20 protein-coding genes are annotated in these 18,491 nt (G+C 38.7%); 17 read left to right on the top strand and 3 right to left on the bottom strand.

Annotated features, from left to right (window positions below):
• Positions 1 to 570 (top strand): alpha/beta hydrolase (locus R8N23_RS00005; protein WP_318169498.1); only part of this gene is annotated, 570 nt, incomplete at its 5' end.
• A 30-nt stretch (positions 571 to 600) separates the two neighbouring features.
• Positions 601 to 846, top strand: coding sequence for a hypothetical protein (locus R8N23_RS00010; RefSeq protein WP_318169499.1), 246 nt, complete (start codon positions 601 to 603; stop codon positions 844 to 846).
• Here the strand turns inward: R8N23_RS00010 and R8N23_RS00015 are convergent.
• The 3 genes from R8N23_RS00015 to dxs form a co-directional block, all read right to left on the bottom strand.
• Positions 843 to 1,289: a hypothetical protein gene (locus tag R8N23_RS00015; RefSeq protein WP_318169500.1), complete on the bottom strand. Its 447-nt coding sequence runs from the start codon at positions 1,287 to 1,289 to the stop codon at positions 843 to 845. The two genes, R8N23_RS00010 and R8N23_RS00015, sit on opposite strands and share 4 nt — an antisense overlap.
• A 78-nt stretch (positions 1,290 to 1,367) precedes the next feature.
• Positions 1,368 to 2,789, bottom strand: coding sequence for a transporter substrate-binding domain-containing protein (locus R8N23_RS00020; protein WP_318169501.1), 1,422 nt, complete (start codon positions 2,787 to 2,789; stop codon positions 1,368 to 1,370).
• 179 nt (positions 2,790 to 2,968) lie between these two features.
• The gene (dxs, locus tag R8N23_RS00025; RefSeq protein ID WP_318169502.1) at positions 2,969 to 4,882 is read right to left on the bottom strand and encodes a 1-deoxy-D-xylulose-5-phosphate synthase; all 1,914 of its coding nucleotides are present in this window, start codon (positions 4,880 to 4,882) and stop codon (positions 2,969 to 2,971) included.
• A 126-nt stretch (positions 4,883 to 5,008) separates the two neighbouring features.
• Between dxs and R8N23_RS00030 the strand changes: the two genes are divergently transcribed.
• The 15 genes from R8N23_RS00030 to R8N23_RS00100 all read left to right on the top strand — a co-directional run bounded on the left by R8N23_RS00030 (position 5,009) and on the right by R8N23_RS00100 (position 18,491).
• Complete coding sequence (locus tag R8N23_RS00030; RefSeq protein WP_318169503.1) at positions 5,009 to 6,115, top strand: glycoside hydrolase family 3 protein; 1,107 nt, start codon at positions 5,009 to 5,011, stop codon at positions 6,113 to 6,115.
• Complete coding sequence (locus tag R8N23_RS00035) at positions 6,112 to 6,588, top strand: DUF4920 domain-containing protein (RefSeq protein ID WP_318169504.1); 477 nt, start codon at positions 6,112 to 6,114, stop codon at positions 6,586 to 6,588. The genes R8N23_RS00030 and R8N23_RS00035 overlap by 4 nt, the downstream gene beginning before the upstream one ends.
• A 54-nt stretch (positions 6,589 to 6,642) precedes the next feature.
• Entirely contained in the window at positions 6,643 to 7,080 is a 438-nt protein-coding gene (locus tag R8N23_RS00040) for a lipocalin family protein (protein WP_318169505.1), read from the top strand.
• Between the two features lie 36 nt (positions 7,081 to 7,116).
• Positions 7,117 to 7,986 carry a glucose-1-phosphate thymidylyltransferase RfbA gene (gene rfbA / locus R8N23_RS00045; RefSeq protein ID WP_318169506.1) on the top strand — a complete coding sequence of 290 codons (870 nt, stop codon included), beginning with the start codon at positions 7,117 to 7,119 and terminating at the stop codon, positions 7,984 to 7,986.
• Positions 7,983 to 8,534: a dTDP-4-dehydrorhamnose 3,5-epimerase gene (rfbC, locus tag R8N23_RS00050; RefSeq protein WP_318169507.1), complete on the top strand. Its 552-nt coding sequence runs from the start codon at positions 7,983 to 7,985 to the stop codon at positions 8,532 to 8,534. The genes rfbA and rfbC overlap by 4 nt, the downstream gene beginning before the upstream one ends.
• A 6-nt stretch (positions 8,535 to 8,540) precedes the next feature.
• Positions 8,541 to 9,485, top strand: coding sequence for a UDP-glucuronic acid decarboxylase family protein (locus tag R8N23_RS00055; protein WP_318169508.1), 945 nt, complete (start codon positions 8,541 to 8,543; stop codon positions 9,483 to 9,485).
• Positions 9,486 to 9,490: 5 nt separating this feature from the next.
• The gene (locus tag R8N23_RS00060) at positions 9,491 to 10,741 is read left to right on the top strand and encodes a nucleotide sugar dehydrogenase (RefSeq protein ID WP_318169509.1); all 1,251 of its coding nucleotides are present in this window, start codon (positions 9,491 to 9,493) and stop codon (positions 10,739 to 10,741) included.
• A 196-nt stretch (positions 10,742 to 10,937) separates the two neighbouring features.
• On the top strand, positions 10,938 to 11,375 hold the full coding sequence (locus R8N23_RS00065; protein ID WP_318169510.1) for a DUF2061 domain-containing protein: 438 nt from the start codon (positions 10,938 to 10,940) through the stop codon (positions 11,373 to 11,375).
• Positions 11,368 to 11,979 (top strand): adenylyl-sulfate kinase, encoded by a 612-nt coding sequence (gene cysC / locus R8N23_RS00070; RefSeq protein WP_318169511.1) that lies wholly within the window; start codon positions 11,368 to 11,370, stop codon positions 11,977 to 11,979. The genes R8N23_RS00065 and cysC overlap by 8 nt, the downstream gene beginning before the upstream one ends.
• Positions 11,980 to 12,333: a four helix bundle protein gene (locus R8N23_RS00075; protein WP_318169512.1), complete on the top strand. Its 354-nt coding sequence runs from the start codon at positions 11,980 to 11,982 to the stop codon at positions 12,331 to 12,333. It abuts the gene before it with no gap.
• Between the two features lie 63 nt (positions 12,334 to 12,396).
• The gene (gene cysD / locus R8N23_RS00080; protein ID WP_318173561.1) at positions 12,397 to 13,302 is read left to right on the top strand and encodes a sulfate adenylyltransferase subunit CysD; all 906 of its coding nucleotides are present in this window, start codon (positions 12,397 to 12,399) and stop codon (positions 13,300 to 13,302) included.
• Positions 13,303 to 13,368: 66 nt separating this feature from the next.
• Positions 13,369 to 13,725 (top strand): four helix bundle protein, encoded by a 357-nt coding sequence (locus tag R8N23_RS00085; RefSeq protein WP_318169513.1) that lies wholly within the window; start codon positions 13,369 to 13,371, stop codon positions 13,723 to 13,725.
• Positions 13,726 to 13,781: 56 nt separating this feature from the next.
• A complete protein-coding gene (locus R8N23_RS00090; RefSeq protein ID WP_318169514.1) occupies positions 13,782 to 15,074 on the top strand; it encodes a sulfate adenylyltransferase subunit 1 in 1,293 nt (430 codons plus the stop codon).
• Positions 15,075 to 15,142: 68 nt separating this feature from the next.
• Positions 15,143 to 15,925, top strand: a complete 783-nt coding sequence (cysQ, locus tag R8N23_RS00095; RefSeq protein WP_318169515.1) for a 3'(2'),5'-bisphosphate nucleotidase CysQ — start codon at positions 15,143 to 15,145, stop codon at positions 15,923 to 15,925.
• Positions 15,926 to 15,959: 34 nt separating this feature from the next.
• Positions 15,960 to 18,491, top strand: coding sequence for an SLBB domain-containing protein (locus R8N23_RS00100; protein WP_318169516.1), 2,532 nt, complete (start codon positions 15,960 to 15,962; stop codon positions 18,489 to 18,491).

Below are 18,491 nucleotides of genomic sequence, written 5' to 3' on the forward strand. Positions count from 1 at the left end.
AGAGACTTTACCAGAAGTGATTACGAGGTCCTTCTCATAGATTACCGCGGTTTTGGTAAGAGTACAGGAAAGAGAGCAGAGAAAGCTATTTATAAGGATAGTCAGTATGTCTACAATCGTGTTAGATCATGGTATCCTGAAGAAAAAATTATAATATATGGAAGGTCCATGGGCTCTGGTTTTGCTGCCAAGTTGGCTTCAAAGAATAATCCGAAAATGCTCATCTTGGACGCTCCATATTATAGCCTTTCTCAACTCACCTCCCGATGGCTATTTTTTCTTCCATTATCCATTTTACTCAAATATCATATCCGAACAGACATCTGGATCAAGTATGTAAAGTGTCCAATTTATATTATTCACGGGACAAAAGATGGGTTAATTCCATACCGATCTAGTGTAAGATTACGAAAAGAAGCACCACTGACGACTCGATTAATACCCATCCACGGAGGAAAACACAACAACCTCACTTCTTTCGATGAATATCACAACCACCTGGATGAAATTCTACAAGGTAAATACGATTTAATATTCGATAAATCGCTAAAAGATTTCCTAGATTTTTAGCTATATTGATATTAACAACATTATGATAAAATGACCCAGGTGCAATTTCTGAACATGTCCCTAGGGGAGCAGGTTCAACATATTTACAAAAATGGAACATTTGTTACCGACATTCGATACTATGAATACAAGGTAAATTTGTTCTTATTAGAAGGGAATTATTTCGAAGTTTTCATCAATCACAAATCGGTGGAAATCACAAAAATATCCCCACTTAATTACCAATCGAATCGTTTGTTTTTCTACTTAGATCAGGTGAAACTTCCTAAAACCTAGGAGTGGTCAATTTCTAGGCGATGGGCTAGTTTCCGAATGGCCTCTTCTTCTTCATCAGATATACCATCAGTGATATTGGCAAAAAGGTACATCGTTTCCAGAATGAACTCTTGGTCAATTTTATTCCCTTGAATAGAAGCATGAATGGCGTTAAGAAATTTCTTATTCCATCGATCCACATTGTCTAGAAGATATCGGATTTCAGTTCTAAAGGACATGGCTATCAAATCCCGATTGTCACTTGGTGATTTGACAAACTCAGCCGACAAGCCTCTGGTAGCCATCACAATCCCATCCCACTCTTCCTGATCAAGTTTACCGTCACTCATACACACCAATAAGGCTGGGTATAACTTTGCTAAATAATTGAATTGATCTTCAGGGATTTTGATTTTTCTAGCTTTGATATACTCTAGATAGAGTTGATGCAGTTGTGGAGTCATAGGAATATGTGACGGATTAATATTTCTAAAGATAATACCTAAATTGAACAATTAGGGTGTCTATTAGAAGTATTCCAATTATTCGCTTTGTTCGGTTGCAACACCCTCACTCTGGTCTAGCTGAAGATAGCGACTATATCGATATAAAATATCATCCACATAATCAACAGGTTCATCTCCTCTACAATAACCAAATTTGACAACCGGATCAGTATAATATTTCTTTTTTGATTTTAACCTCAAATAATTAGACACATCCTCCCAATTTTGTGGATCTCCTCCATACTTTTCTGCTAGTCGAGCGGCATCTTGCACATGACCTTGACCTACATTGTAAGAAGCTAAAACAAATTTGGACTGCTCTTCCATGTCAGTTATTTCCTTCCATACACCTTCTAACCATAGTATATGTTTCACACCAGCTTTGATATTTTGAGAAGGACTAAACAAATTCTTAACCCCATATGACCGGCCGGTTTTTGGCATTACTTGCATCAATCCTCTTGCACCAACCCAAGACTCAGCATTTGGGTCAAAACGTGACTCTTTAGAAATTTGTGCCGCTAGCAAGCGCCAATCCCAATTTAATTTTTCCGCACCCAACTTTATTAAACTATCATACGGTGAGATCCTTTCTGCATTTTTTGAGAAAAAGTCACTCTGCATCATTCTTTTACTATTTCTGGTACTTTTGAAATACTTATCGTACAACGCATAGTAGTCATTGGTTCGCTTCATGTCCCCAATCCAAGCATTAAGTGTATCCAACAATTGTGGTGCGTTTTTTCTTACTCCCCAAGCGATCTGTTGAGGAAAGCTGATAGCTGTTTTTACATCAATATTTGAAAAGTATCTGGCATTAACCAAAGCCACATCTTCATCTGCCACAGTATAGTCAATCTTGCCCTCTGCCACCATTTCGATAAGCGCTTCAGTTTCCAACTCATCGAATTCTTCAACCACCAAAATATCCCCCCCGATTTCTTCTGCTAAATGTTTAAGCCTTGAAGTGTAAGCAGATCCCTTTCTCACATAAACTTCCTTCCCTATTAATTCTATTGGATTTCTGACGTAAGTCTTTTCGATTTCATGGAGCTTCATTTCTCTCCAATTGTCAGGCTTACGTTGAACCAACACCTGCCTAACAAAATTGTGCGGAGTGGTAAAATCCATGAATTTTTGGCGTTCTTTAGTGACAGATAAATTGTAGGCCAAAATGTCCCCTTGCCCACCATTCAGTTTTCTAAAGCCTTCTTCAAGACTTGGGGTGATATCAAATCGGATTTCGATACCAATACTCTGAGCAAAAAGGGACAACAACTCGTATTCGTAACCCATGGGTTCCCCTCGGTAAAGAAACATTCCTGTAGAGCTATTATCAACAATCGCTGTGAAATATCCTCTTTCTTTAATCTGATCAAAATCCATTTTGATCATCTGCTCGGGGTCATAGCCATAAGTAGAATCCTCAACTTGAGGACCACCTTCAAGCGCCGTCATTTCTAAATTGGACCGTTTGCAAGAAAGGAGACTGAAAACTAGTCCCAATGAGCAAACTACTATGTATTTATTTATCACTTTCATAAAAGCGTGGAACGCTAAAATACAATATACGTATTTTGAAACACACCAAGATTAGAATTAATGTGATAATGAAATTTTCCTGAAAAAACTTTAGCTTATACAGGCTCGAATGTCAATAGCTTTTTGGCCGATTGGTAAAGACCCTCAGGGTCAAAGCCACACTCTTTGTGCAATTCCATTTGGGTACCATGTTCAACGACCTCATCGGGAATGCCAAGGCGAACTACTTTACTTTGGTAGCCATGATCAGCCATAAACTCTAGGATCGCACTTCCAAATCCTCCTTGCAGACAGCCATCCTCAACAGTGATTACATATTTATAGTTTTTGAAAACCTCGTGCAGCATCTCTTCGTCGAGCGGCTTGACAAATCTCATATCAAAATGTCCAACAGAAAGGCCATCCTTTTCAAGCCTTTCACATGCTTCAACGGCATAATTTCCAATATGTCCAAAAGTCAAATAAGCTAATTCTTCACCTTCTCTGAGTTTTCTACCCTTACCTACTTTGATTTCTTCAAATGGAGTTTTCCAATCAGGCATTACACCATTACCCCGGGGATATCTTATAGAAAATGGCCCTTGATCTGGGAGTTGAGCGGTATACATTAGGTTTCTTAACTCCTCCTCATTCATTGGAGCAGAAATGATCATATTAGGAATACATCTGAAAAAAGAGATGTCATAATTACCATGATGAGTAGGTCCATCAGCTCCTGCAAATCCAGCTCTATCTAGGCAAAAGACTACATTAAGATTTTGAATGGCCACGTCATGAATCACTTGATCGTACGCGCGCTGCATGAAGGTCGAATAAATGTTGCAAAAAGGCACCAGCCCCTGCGTGGCCAATCCTGCTGAAAACGTCACCGCATGTTGTTCGGCAATACCGACATCATATGCACGGTCCGGCATGGCCTTCATCATTATATTCATAGAAGACCCTGAAGGCATGGCTGGAGTAATCCCCATAATTTTATCATTCTTTTCAGCCAACTCTACTATCGTATGACCAAAGACCTCTTGATATTTAGGAGGCTGTGGGGTTTCGTATACTTTTTTATGGATTTCTCCGGTAAACTTGTCGAACGTACCTGGAGCATGCCATTTGGTTTGATCTTTTTCGGCCAAAGAATAACCCTTCCCTTTTTTGGTCAGGCAATGCAGAATTTTTGGCCCAGGAATGTCTTTTAAATCTTTCAAGACACTGGTCAGGTGATTGACATCATGGCCATCGATAGGCCCGAAGTACCTTAAATTAAGAGATTCAAATAAATTACTTTGTTTTAACAAAAAGGACTTTACACTGCTTTCTACTTTCGATCCAATTTCTTGAGCATTCGGTCCGAATTTGCTGATTTTTCCCAAAATATTCCAAACCTCATCACGCATCTTGTTGTACGTCTTGGAAGTCGTGATGTCGGTCAAATAATCTCTCAATGCCCCCACGTTCGGATCAATCGACATGCAGTTATCATTAAGAATGATGAGCAGATTTGAATTTGAAACACCTGCATGGTTCATAGCTTCAAAGGCCATACCTCCTGTCATTGCCCCATCTCCTATGACTGCAATGTGTTGTCTATCTTTTTCATTTTTATGACGAGACGCCTCAGCCATTCCTAATGCAGCAGAAATAGACGTAGACGAATGACCAACGCCAAACGCATCGTATTCACTTTCTTTTCTCTTTGGAAAACCTGAAAGGCCTTTGAAAAATCTATTGGTATGAAATTGATCTCTTCGCCCAGTTAATATTTTATGACCATAGGCTTGATGTCCTACATCCCACACCAACTGATCTTCGGGAGTATTGAAAACATGATGGAGGGCAACTGTTAACTCCACTACGCCTAAACTGGCACCAAAATGGCCACCATAAACAGACACCACGTCTACAATGTATTGACGAAGTTCTTCAGATAGCTTGACCAACTGGACAGCATCTAAATCCTTCATGTCCGCGGGAGAGTTGATTTGGGCGAGTAACTTACCGGGCTCGATTTGCATAAACTAAATGTACTGTTATAATTTCAAAGCACCAAAAGGTGGCATTATATGTGTCTTTAGACAAAGTGCCTGCAAAACTAAACAGAATTACTTACTTATATTGCATCGAATTTTTTCACTAATAGTATGAGCAAAATTTTTCCTTTTCTCTTTTTGGTATTGTCTACCACTTCAGTCCATGCACAACAAGTTGCCGAAACTGAAGATAGCGTGAGTCTTGATGTCATGATAGGTCAAATGATATTGACCGGGATTGGTGATTTTTCTTATTTGCCCGATGATGCTGAAATCTTGAATGAAATCAAAGCCGGAAAAGTGGGTGGAATTATTCTTTTCGAAAAAAACATTAATTCAGAAAGGCCGAAAATTCAACTCAAACGCACCATTGACTCCTTAAAATCCGCAGCTTCGATTCCACTATTCATAAGTATTGACGAAGAAGGAGGACGTGTAAACCGATTAAAACCAAAATATGGTTTCCCTATCACAAAACAGGCGGGTGAATTAGGAGCGATAAACAATTTAGACACCACAGCTTTCTATGCAAACAATACTGCCTCTACTCTCAACGAATATGGTATTAATGTAAATTATGCACCCGATGTGGATGTCGCCATTAATCCAGACAATCCAGTCATAGCCAAACTAGGAAGAAGTTATTCTGGGGATGCCAAAATTGTAGCCCGTCACGCACAAAAAGTAATTGACGTACATCGAGAGAATAATGTACTGACAGTACTGAAACATTTCCCTGGGCATGGCAGCTCTAGAAATGACTCACACTTTGGCGTAGCTGATGTCAGCGACACGTGGCAGTTTGCTGAACTCATGCCTTACAAATACTTGCTTGATTCGGGAAGAGTAGATGCTATTATGACCGCGCATATTGTTAACGAACATTTGGACCCCGACAAACTACCTGCCACACTCTCCCCTTACATCATTACCAACATATTAAGAGGTGTACTGAACTATCAGGGAGTAGTCTTTACAGACGACATGCAAATGCATGCGATTTCTAAAAACTTTGGATTTGAAGAATCAATTAAAATGGCCATCAATGCGGGCGTGGATGTGATGCTGTTTTGCAATAACGTGCCCGGTAACGAAAGGCGAACTCCATCTCAAATTCATGACATCATTAGCAATTATGTAGCTCAAGGGGAAATATCAAAAGATCGTATTAGAGCGTCATATAACCGTATTATGCAACTTAAATCCAAACTCAAATGAAACATGTCATTTTACTTTCAACCCTATTGCTTGCTCTTTTCTCCTGTTCGGAAAAAAGCAATTCCGAGAAAAAGATTAATTCCGTAACCTATGGAGAATCGTTCGATGCGTCTCGAGCCCAGGATATTTCTCAACTCTCCTCATTAATGGAAACGACTGACTCCGTCTCTATTGTCCTTTCAGGAACAATTGAAAAGACCTGTGCTGTAAAGGGCTGTTGGATGCAACTAAGAACTGGAGAAAAAAACAATCTTAGAGTTACATTTAAAGATTACTCCTTTTTTGTTCCCAAAAGCGGTGCTGAAGGAAACAAAGCTGTTATTAATGGATTTTGTGTAAAGCAAGAAACATCAGTCGAAGAACTACGTCACTATGCAAAAGACGCAGGCGAATCGGATGAAGCTATCGCTTTAATCACTGAACCAAAGATGGAGTACAATTTTGTGGCAAGTGGTGTAATCATTGAAAATTAAGTTCCCTTTTAATCTTCAAATAACTAATTTTGGGTTCTCTTTAATTAACCTTCCTTGAAGAAAAATATGAAACGTTGTCTATTGGGCTTGATCATTTCAAGTCAACTTATGTTAATTGGCTGTGGAGAAGACAGTACGGAGAGTGTTATATTGGGCACATGGTTAGCTACTCATATTGATAGGGAGGATTGTGACGATCCCCTAAATAACGGGGCCTTAAACTGTATTTATAATCTGGAAAGATGCATTTCTTGCTTGGAACTCGTTCTTAACAGGGATGGTACATATTCGCTCACCGGTAATTTTGATGCTAGTCCAAATGCAGAGTCAGGCGATTACGAAGCCAAAAATAGTGTCATTACTCTTGACCCATCTGATGGTGACCCTTACGATCTACCTATCTCTAACGTAACAGAAACTAATATGATTATAGATCTGCCATTAACAAATGGCTGCACAGCTATTATCACCTTGGAAAATTCCGATTGCTAAGAAGTCTTCAAACCTCAGTTCTGAAATAAAAACCTCATGAAAGGAATCATATTGGCAGGCGGCTCTGGAACCAGACTTCATCCACTAACCATGGCGGTCAGTAAGCAAATACTTCCAGTATTTGATAAGCCAATGATTTATTACCCCCTTTCTACTCTTATGCTTGCTGGAATAAGAGAAATTTTAATTATCTCAACGCCCAGAGATTTGCCTGTTTTTGAGGAGCTTCTCGGGGATGGGAGTCATCTTGGCTGCGATTTCCAATATGCGGTTCAGGAAAAACCCGAAGGTTTAGCCCAGGCATTCATTATTGGAAAAGCCTTTATTGGCTCAGACAAAGTCGCTCTCGTTTTAGGAGATAATATCTTTTACGCCTCTGGAATATCAAAAAAATTACAGAAATGCACCAACCCCGAAGGAGGAATTGTATTTGGTTACCATGTGCAAGACCCTGAAAGATACGGGGTAATAGAGTTTGACGAATCCAGTAAAGCTTTGTCAATTGAAGAAAAGCCTTCAAACCCAAAATCTAATTATGCGGTTCCTGGATTATACTTTTATGACAACGAAGTGGTGGAAATTAGTGAATCAATAAAACCAAGTGCCAGAGGCGAACTTGAAATAACTTCTGTTAACAATGTTTATTTAGAACAAGGAAGGCTGAATGTGCAAATTCTTGATAGAGGAACGGCGTGGTTAGATACTGGTACTTTTGCTTCGCTAAACGAAGCGAGTTCATTCGTGAAAATAATTGAAGAGCGCCAGGGACTAAAAATAGGCTGTGTCGAAGAGGTCGCTTATAAAATGAATTTCATCAATGGGGACCAATTAGAGAGAATTGCCATGCCTTTAATAAAAAGTGGATATGGTGAATATTTACTGAACTTGTTACCTCATCCAAAATGAAAATAGAAAGACTTTCTCTTAATGGTGCTTTTCACTTGCAACCCAACATTCTTGAGGACCATAGGGGCTATTTTTTTGAATGGTTTAACCAAAGAATTTTCAGAGAACAAACCGGTATCGATTTTCAGCCCAAGCAATTTAACTGCTCAAGATCAACCTTTGGAGTACTTCGAGGCATGCACTTTCAAAAACAACCTCATGCTCAATCTAAGCTGGTGACCGTGACCAAAGGAGAAATACAGGATGTAATAATTGACTTGAGGCAAGATTCGCCTACTTTTGGAAAGCATTTTTCAGTCATTCTTTCTGAAAAGAAAAAAAATCAACTCTTTGTTCCCAAAGGCTTTGCCCATGGTTTTCTAGTGTTGTCTGAACAAGCAGAGATTTTTTATGCGATAGATGATTTTTATGCGCCAGATTTCGAGGATGGGCTTTGTCATAATGATGAAAACTTAAATATTAAATGGGCATTGGACGAGAAAGATATCATCCTGTCTGAGAGAGATAAAACTTACAGTGCTTTTGACAATACTGTATCAAAATTTTAAATACAAATGAATAAGAAAAGAGTATTAATTACAGGCGGAGCGGGTTTTCTAGGTTCACACTTGTGCGATAGATTTTTAAAAGAAGGTTGTCATGTCATTGCTATGGATAATCTTATAACAGGGTCATTAGACAATATTGAGCATCTATTTCATCGAGAAGATTTTGAATTCTATAATCACGATGTGTCAAAGTTTGTACACGTCTCTGGGGATCTTGATTATATCATGCACTTCGCCTCACCTGCCAGTCCGATAGACTACCTAAAAATGCCCATACAAACTTTGAAGGTTGGATCATTAGGTACTCACAATCTACTAGGCCTTGCCAAGGCGAAAAAAGCAAGAATGCTAATAGCCTCTACTTCGGAAGTTTATGGAGACCCCCTAGTTCACCCGCAAACGGAAGACTACTGGGGCAACGTAAATCCCGTTGGACCAAGAGGAGTGTACGATGAAGCTAAGCGTTTCCAAGAGGCCATGACTATGGCCTATCATACCTTTCATGGAGTAGAAACAAGAATAGTACGAATATTTAATACATATGGTCCAAGAATGCGTCTCGATGATGGTCGCGTATTGCCAGCATTTATTGGTCAGGCATTGAGAGGTGAGGATTTGACTGCCTTTGGTGATGGGTCACAGACCCGTTCGTTTTGCTATGTGGATGATTTGGTTGAAGGCATTTATAGATTGTTACTGAGCGATTGTGCAGACCCTGTCAACATTGGCAATCCAAGTGAAATTACTATCAACCAATTCGCAGAAGAAATTTTGAAGCTTACCGGAAGCCAATCAAAAATAGCTTACAAACCACTACCAATGGATGATCCCAAACAGCGACAACCAAATATTTCAAAGGCAAAAGAAGTTTTGGATTGGGAACCTAAATTCTCCAGAAGCGAAGGGTTAAAACCAACATTGGAGTATTTTATGAAAAAAGTTAAAGGGTAAATTTCATGGAATTCAAAGTTGCCATCATTGGACTTGGTTATGTGGGGCTACCTTTAGCTATGGCGGCTTCGGAAAAGTATCCCACAACCGGATTTGATATAAACCAGAGCCGCATTAACGAGCTTAATAACGGTCACGATAGAACGGGCGAAGTTGATTTTTCTAAAACCCAAAAAAATAAAAACCTCTCTTTTACAACCAATGAAAAAGATTTAGCATCAGCTAATTTCTATATCATAACTGTTCCTACACCAATCGACGGAAATAACAATCCTGACATTTCTTTACTCCAAAGTGCTTCCAAGCTGGTAGGTAGTTATTTGAAAGAGAATGACATTGTTGTATATGAATCAACTGTTTATCCGGGATGTACTGAGGACGACTGTGTGCCGCTGTTAGAAAAAAACTCTGGCCTCAAATTCAATAAAGATTTTTTCTGTGGCTATTCCCCTGAAAGAATAAACCCTGGTGATAAGAATAGAGGAGTTAAAGATATATTAAAAGTGACAAGTGGAAGTACATCAGAAATTGCGGATGTAGTAGACAAATTCTATGCTTCTATTATTACAGCTGGTACGCACAAAACTTCCTCAATCAAAGTAGCCGAAGCTGCGAAAGTGATAGAAAATGCCCAGCGTGACATAAACATTGCATTCGTTAACGAACTGGCCTTAATTTTTAATCGAATCGGCATTAACACCCATGAAGTGCTTGAAGCCGCAGCTACTAAGTGGAATTTTCTGCCTTTCAAACCCGGTTTAGTTGGAGGTCATTGTATTGGTGTTGACCCTTATTATTTGACTCACAAAGCTGAAAGTGTAGGCTATTTGCCAGAAGTTATTTTAGCCGGAAGACGCATTAATGACAACATGGGTAAACATGTGGCTCAGGAGGTTGTAAAATTGATGGCAAGAAAAGGATTAGAAATAGTCAATTCAAAAGTTTTAATTCTTGGACTAACATTCAAGGAGAATTGTCCCGATATACGAAACACAAAGGTTCTTGATATTGCCAAAGAGCTTGAGGCATATAACGTTGATGTTGCTTTACATGACCCGCTAGCTGACGTGCAAGAGGTAAAAGACGAATATGGTTATGATCTAGAGCCAGAAATTTCACCTGATTATTCAGCCTATATTTTAGCAGTTTCGCACCACGAATTTGAATCGATTGAATGGGATAATCTTCGAGAAAATTCCATTATTTATGATGTCAAAGGAGTCCTACCCACAAATATTTCTGACGGGTCATTATAGTTTTTAAGCAGAGATGCTTTCTGATTTAACTTTTGTGACTAAGTTTGCGCCTCATTTAACCCTACAGATAGGAAATTGAAAACATTATTTACATACAGAACACACCAATCAACAACCTGCTGTTGATGTTTTGTCTATTGCCTGATGCAACATTGGGTCTCGTTTTCATTTTTTCTTATCTAATAATTCAACAAACATGGACAGTAGGGTCAGACATATTACCAAATCAATAACTTGGCGAGCCATCGCCACCGCCACTACGTTGAGTGTCGCGGCATACATTCAAGGGGGCATTAGTGGCTCACAGCTTGGTCTTCTTGCGGTTTTAGATGTTGTTATTAAGCTGTTACTATATTATTTCCATGAGCGCTTCTGGTTCAATTTGAAAGCTAACATCAGCCCACGCATCAGACACATAATAAAAGCGTTTACATGGCGGGCCATTGCAGGACTTACAACCTTTATATTAGTAGTTTGGATATTCAATGAAAGTCAAGGTACACTAGAAAAAGCGGGCTGGATTGCTATCGTAGAAACTATACTTAAAATGATGTTCTACTATGGACATGAAGAAGTCTGGTATAGAATAAATTTAGGATTGGACAACCGTAAAATAAATAATCAGTATGACTGAAAACATCATACCACATGATCACGCGATCAAGCAAGCGGACAGAATTAAAAAATTAGGTTATCGTCCAATCTTGATTTGGTTTGTAGGTCTTTCGGGCTCTGGCAAATCGACATTGGCCAGTGGATTGGAATCCAAACTTTTCAATGAAGGCATTAACACCTATATTTTAGATGGAGATAACGTTCGTAGTGGACTAAACAAAGATTTGGACTTTTCTGACGAAAGCAGAAAAGAAAACCTTAGAAGAATTACTGAAGTTTCTAATTTATTTGTAGATGCGGGCACCGTAGTTCTCACCGCTTTTATTACACCTTTTGAAGAAGAAAGAAAGAAAGTAAGAGAAAAGATGGGAGAAAGTTACGTGGAAGTGTTTGTAAACTGTCCATTAGAAGAATGTGAAAAACGCGACGTCAAAGGACTATATCAAAAAGCTCGTGAAGGAAAGATTAAAAATTTCACAGGTATTGATTCACCTTTCGAAGCACCCAAAAATGCCGATATAGAAATTCCCTCTCATCAGTTATCTATTGAAGAAGGGGTTCAAAATATTTATGACCTCGTTATTAAAAAAATAAGAGTTGTCGGAAGTCAGGAGTCGGAATAGATGAAATTTAAATTTGAAAACATATTGATTTGGCAAAAGGCCATGGACTTGGGAGAGGATGTCAATGATTTATCAAAAGCGTTTCCTGAAAAAGAAAAGTTCAACCTTTCTTCGCAAATTTGCCGAGCTGTAGACTCAGTAGCTTTGAATATTTCGGAGGGATCAATCGGTCAGTCTAATCCTGAGTTTAAAAAGTTTATGGGTTATTCTATAAGGTCACTAGCAGAAGTAGTCACTTGTCTGCATAAAGCCAAACGGAGAAAATACATCACTGATCAGGATTTTGAAAAATACTACCAAGAGTCATTTAACCTCATGAACATGATGGTTGCATTTAGAAAAAATATTAAATAATTAAGATTCATGAAGACTTCTGTCTTCGGTATCCTGACAAGAAAACAAAGATTAAGTACTCATATGTCAAACTATAATCTCACTCACATCAAAGAACTTGAAGCGGAAGCAATCTATATTCTTCGTGAAGTCTTTGCCCAATTCGAGAACCCTGCTATATTATTTTCTGGAGGTAAGGATTCTATTTGTGTGGCTCATTTAGCTCGAAAAGCATTTTTTCCTTCAAAAATTCCATTTCCTTTTGTCCATGTTGATACGGGGCATAATTTTCCTGAGACGATGGAATTTAGAAATAAATATGTTGAAGAACTTGGCGTGAAGCTCATAGTAGGATCTGTCCAAAAATCAATCGATGATGGTGCAGCAGCTGAAGAAAAGGGGAAAAACGCCAATCGAAATGCTATTCAAACGGTTACTTTGCTAGATACTATAGAAGAACATGGTTTTGATGCATGTATTGGCGGAGCTCGACGAGATGAAGAAAAAGCAAGAGCCAAAGAACGTTTCTTCTCTCATCGTGATGAGTTTGGACAATGGGACCCTAAAAATCAAAGACCAGAACTTTGGAATATTTTCAACGGCAGATGTCACCAAGGCGAACATTTTAGAGTATTCCCATTAAGCAATTGGACAGAAATGGATGTATGGCAATATATTCTTTCAGAAAATATTGCTCTTCCTAGCCTCTATTTCGCTCACGAAAGACAGGTAATTAGAAGAAACAATACATGGTTACCAGTTTCGGACTACATCCAAATTGCAGATAACGAAGAGATCGTTACTAAAAAAATCAGGTTCAGAACATTGGGAGATATTACCATTACAGGAGGCGATGAATCTGATGCCGATACATTGGAAAAAATCGTTGATGAAGTGGCTTCTGCTCGTCAAACAGAAAGAGGAAATAGAGAAGATGATAAACGTTCCGAAACCTCGATGGAGGATAGAAAGAAGCAAGGATACTTCTAGAACTAAAATTAACTGTTTACTCTAACCATTAACTTAAAAAAGTTAACCAATCAAAACCTACAAAAGATGAGAGATTTTACACAATACAAAGTTTGGAATGACTCGGTGGATTTTGCAGTAGAAGCTTACCAAAAGACCAAAAAGTTTCCAACCGAAGAAAAATTTGGATTGATTTCTCAAATGAGACGAGCTGCTATTTCTATCCCTTCGAATATTGCCGAAGGTGCAAGCAGAAGTTCCGAAAAGGAATTTTCTCGATTTGTAGAAATATCTCTTGGATCTAGTTTCGAACTGAAAACTCAGTTCATAATTGCTAACAGACTAGAATTTATTGAAAAAGATGATTTCAATAAATCAATTTCAGCTTTAGATGCTATTGGCAAACAACTGAACGGATTGAGAAGTTCATTAAAATTAAATTAATGTTAAGGGTCAACGGTTAGAGTTGACTCCATTTTGATTAAAAAAACTCTGTAACTATGACAGAACAAAATACAAACACTCCGCATAACAACAACGCCTACCTAGATATGGAATTGCTTCGTTTCACTACTGCGGGTAGTGTTGACGACGGGAAGAGTACATTGATTGGTCGCTTACTCTATGATTCCAAATCAATTTTTGAAGATCAAATGGATCAAGTGGCCAAATCCAGTGAAAGAAAAGGCTTAGAACATACTGATTTGGCTCTTCTAACCGATGGTCTCAAAGATGAACGAGAACAAGGAATAACTATTGATGTAGCCTACAGGTATTTTGCCACACCTAAAAGAAAATTTATTATTGCTGATACACCAGGTCACATCCAGTATACAAGAAATATGGTGACAGGTGCATCTACCGCCAACTGCGCACTACTTTTGGTAGATGCCAGAAAAGGTGTGATAGAACAAACTAGAAGACATTCTATTATTGCATCTCTTTTGCAAATACCACATGTTGTAGTATGTGTAAACAAGATGGATTTGGTAGACCATAGTCAAGAGGTTTTTGAAAAAATCAAAGAAGACTACGAAGCTTTTGCTTCTAAATTAGAAGTAAAAGACGTAAGATTCATTCCAATTTCAGCCTTGAACGGGGACAATGTGGTAAACAGAAGTGAGAACATGCCTTGGTATGAAGGCTCGACACTACTCTATACTTTGGAAAATATTCATATTGGTAGCGACCATAATCACATAGATTGTCGATTCCCAGTTCAAACAGTTATTCGTCCAAAAAATGACAAATACCATGATTATCGTGGGTACGCTGGAAGGATTGCAAGTGGTGTATTCAAGCCAGGCGATGAAGTCACTGTAGAACCTTCTGGATTTAGTTCAACAATCAAATCGATAGATACTTTTGACGGTGAAATCGATGAAGCTTTTGCACCTATGTCAGTTTCTATCCAATTAGAAGATGATATAGATGTGGGTCGTGGAGATATGATTGTTCGAACAAACAACAAACCTGAGCCTATTCAAGATATTGAGGTCATGATTTGTTGGTTAAACCCTCAGGGACCAAAACCAAGGGCAAAATATATTCTGCGTCATACTACTGCAGAGGCTAAAACTATGATCAAGGAAATCAGCTACAAGCTGGATATTAGCACGCTTCATAGGAATGAAGAAGATAAGGACATCAACGCTAATGATATTTGCAAAATGAAGCTTAGAACAACAAAACCGCTTTTAGCAGATTCATATAAAAAGAATAGGGTTACAGGTAGTCTTATTCTTGTGGATGAAGCCACAAACGAAACTGTTGCTGCTGGAATGATTGTATAGATAACTTGAACCATAGACGTTAACCATTAACATTCTTCCTTTGAGTTAATGGTTAATCGTCATAGTTAATGTCAAATATGAATTTACAACCATTACTTGAAATCGCTAAAACAGCGGCCAAAAAAGCAGCTATAGAAATTCTTAGGATCTATGAAAGTGGAGACTTTAGCATTGAAGCTAAATCAGATGATTCTCCCCTTACCCAGGCGGATAAAGCCTCGCATTTGGCTATAGTAGCTGAACTTGAAAAAACGAATCTCCCCATTCTCAGTGAAGAAGGAAGAGAAATTCCTTACGAAGAACGAAAAAATTGGGATTTTTTTTGGATGATAGATCCTTTAGATGGCACAAAAGAGTTCATTAAAAAAAATGGTGAATTTACAGTCAACATAGCGCTAATCCACAAAGGATGTCCCGTTTTAGGTGTAGTTCAAGTACCTGTTCAAAATAAGCTATACTACGCAAGTCAAAATAACGGTGCATACTTAGACCATAATGGCCAAGGTCAAAAGCTAGCAGCCAACAGCCAACAACCAAACGCAAAAGGAATAAAAGTTGTCGCGTCGCGCTCGCATCTCAATGATGAAACTCAAGCCTATATAAATCAATTGAATGAACCAGAAATTGTTAGTATGGGAAGTTCTCTAAAGTTAATTGCTGTGGCAGAAAGCAAAGCTGATCTATATCCAAGGTTTGCACCCACAATGGAATGGGATACTGCTGCAGCTCATGCAATTGTAATCGAAGCTGGAGGACAAGTTCAAATCAAAGACAGTCAATCGCAGGTAGAGTACAATAAACCTAACCTGCTCAATCCACATTTTTTAGTTACTTGTCAGCTAGGAAAATAATATTTCCTAACTTGCGGCGAAATTAAACTTCGATATGAGGCGCATACTCTTAAGTATCTTATTATTAGCTACATCACTTGGGCAAATAACCCATGTCCAAGCCCAAAATATTTCTGATTTACAAAATCTACAAAACCTCAATATAGATGACTTGACCCCAGAGCAAATGGGGCATCTGGTTCAGCGATTGGAGGCCAGCGGAATGAGCGAGGAGCAACTAGTCCAAATGGCACAAATGCGTGGTATGTCTGAAGCTGACATTGCAAAACTGCGTGGTAAAATATTAGAAGCACAGGCTAGTGAAGCCGTGAACCCTGCCATGGCAGGATCTAGAATGAGAGTTAGCCCCATTGATCAAGCGGTAGTAGATGAATTGATGTTGCCATTTGAACAAATGGCACAAAAAGAAAAGGAAGATTCATTAAAAATATTCGATGATGGACTTGAAGTATTTGGTTTGAAATTTTTTCGGGAATCTGAATTGACCTTTGAACCCAACCTCAATGTTCCCACTCCTGCCAATTACACTTTAGCTCCAGGGGATGAGCTCTATATAGATATCTGGGGCGCTTCCGAACAAAACTATCAGGTTACGATTTCACCTGAAGGCTCGATTAGAGTACCCAGCATAGGCCCTATCTATGTTAATGGGCTCAAAATGGAAGACGCCAAAAAGAAAATCATTGCTCGATTAAAGAAAATTTACAGCACTATCGGAAGGAGTTCGTTTGCGGATGTTTCTCTTGGTCAAATCAGAACCATTGCAGTTCATGTAATTGGACAGGTCGACAAGCCAGGCACCTACACTTTAACTTCTTTCGGAACCGTTTTTAATGCTCTTTACCATGCAGGTGGGCCAACTATTAATGGCTCATTAAGGCAAATTGAAATTTATAGAGATAGAGAATTGGTTTCAACATTTGATGCGTACAATTTTTTCATCAAAGGCATAGGTGAAAATACCACATTGAAAGATCAGGATGTTATTATTGTCAAACCCTATATTAATAGAGTTAGGTTTCAGGGAGAAGTTAAAAGGCCGGCAGCTTATGAATTAACTGAAAAGGAAACATTTGACGATCTATTATACTTTGCTGGTGGTTTGTCCAAAAATGCTTATGACGGTACTATAAACGTGATACGTGTCCAAGGCAATTTTAGAACAGTAAAATCAATTGCTCGGGAAGAAAGAGAAACCTTTAAAATGAAAAATGGTGATGAGGTTTTCATTCCAGAAATTTCCGAAGAATTTGTAAGTAGAGTCACTATTGAAGGGCCAGTGCTCAATCCTGGAGAATATGAATTGACAGACAGCCTAACACTTGCTGAACTAATTAAAAAAGCAGATGGCCTTCGAGGAGATGCGTTTATGGAGCGCGGTGTTATAATCCGAAGAAATAAGGATTTCTCTCTTTCCAATATATCTTTCGACCCAACAAAGATTATAGCTGGAGAATCGGATGTGATCTTACAAAACAATGATTTGGTTACCTTCCAATCCATTTATGACCTAAGAGAATCTTATCAGCTGACCATTGAAGGAGAAGTGCTTAAGCCTGGTTCTATCAATTATGTAGAAGACATGACTGTCGAAGACCTCATTTATTTATCTGGCGGGTTCAAAGAATCTGCAGCCCGATCATTTGTAGAAGTCGCCAGACGAGTACACCCAGATAGTAGTCAAGACATTAATCAATCTGCCCAAATTCACAACTTCCCCATTAGTAAAAATCTGAACCTTTCCAGTGAAGCATCCAGTTTTAAATTGGCTCCTTATGACTTAGTGGTAGTTCGTAAAAGCCCTTTCTTTCAAGATCAGGAGATAGTAGAAGTGGAAGGCGAAGCCAAATTTCCTGGCAAGTATTCATTAAAAACTAAAGATGAAAGAATTTCATCTTTATTAAAAAGAGCGGGAGGTCTTTCTCGTTACGCTTATGCCAAGGGAGCGACTCTTATCAGAAGAACTGAATATTACAAGGCCCCAAAAAAATCAGATGCCGTGGATGCAGATGGAAATGTCATTGCAGATGTTAAGATAGATGACGATGCAGCAGAAATCAGAAGACAGGACTTAACCAATAGGTTTAGAAAAGAAGGCTTTTCAGTAAGCGATAGTCTGGAAATTTTTCGTCAACAAGAATCGATCGGTATTGATTTGGTTAAAATATTAGAACAACCAGGGTCTAAATATGACCTCATTCTTAGAAAAGGTGACATTCTAAGTATTCCCAGAGAATATCAAACGGTGCGTGTCAGAGGAGAAGTACTCTATCCGAGCAATATTCAGCACAACAAAGGCTCAAAATTCAAACACTATATTTCAAGTGCAGGGGGCTTTGACCAAAGAGCCAAAAAATCAAAGTCCTATGCGATCTATGCCAATGGATCGGCCGCCCAAACTCGGAGTTTTTTATGGATTAGAAACTATCCTAAGGTTGAGCCTGGCATGGAGATCGTGGTGCCTAAGAAACCAGAAAAACAACCCATGAGCCCTCAAGCTTGGGTTGCGATGGCTTCCAGTATAGCCACTATTGCACTTATTGTTAGTCAAATCATGTCCAATTAA

It is taken from the genome of Reichenbachiella sp., assembly GCF_033344935.1.
GTDB lineage: Bacteria > Bacteroidota > Bacteroidia > Cytophagales > Cyclobacteriaceae > Reichenbachiella.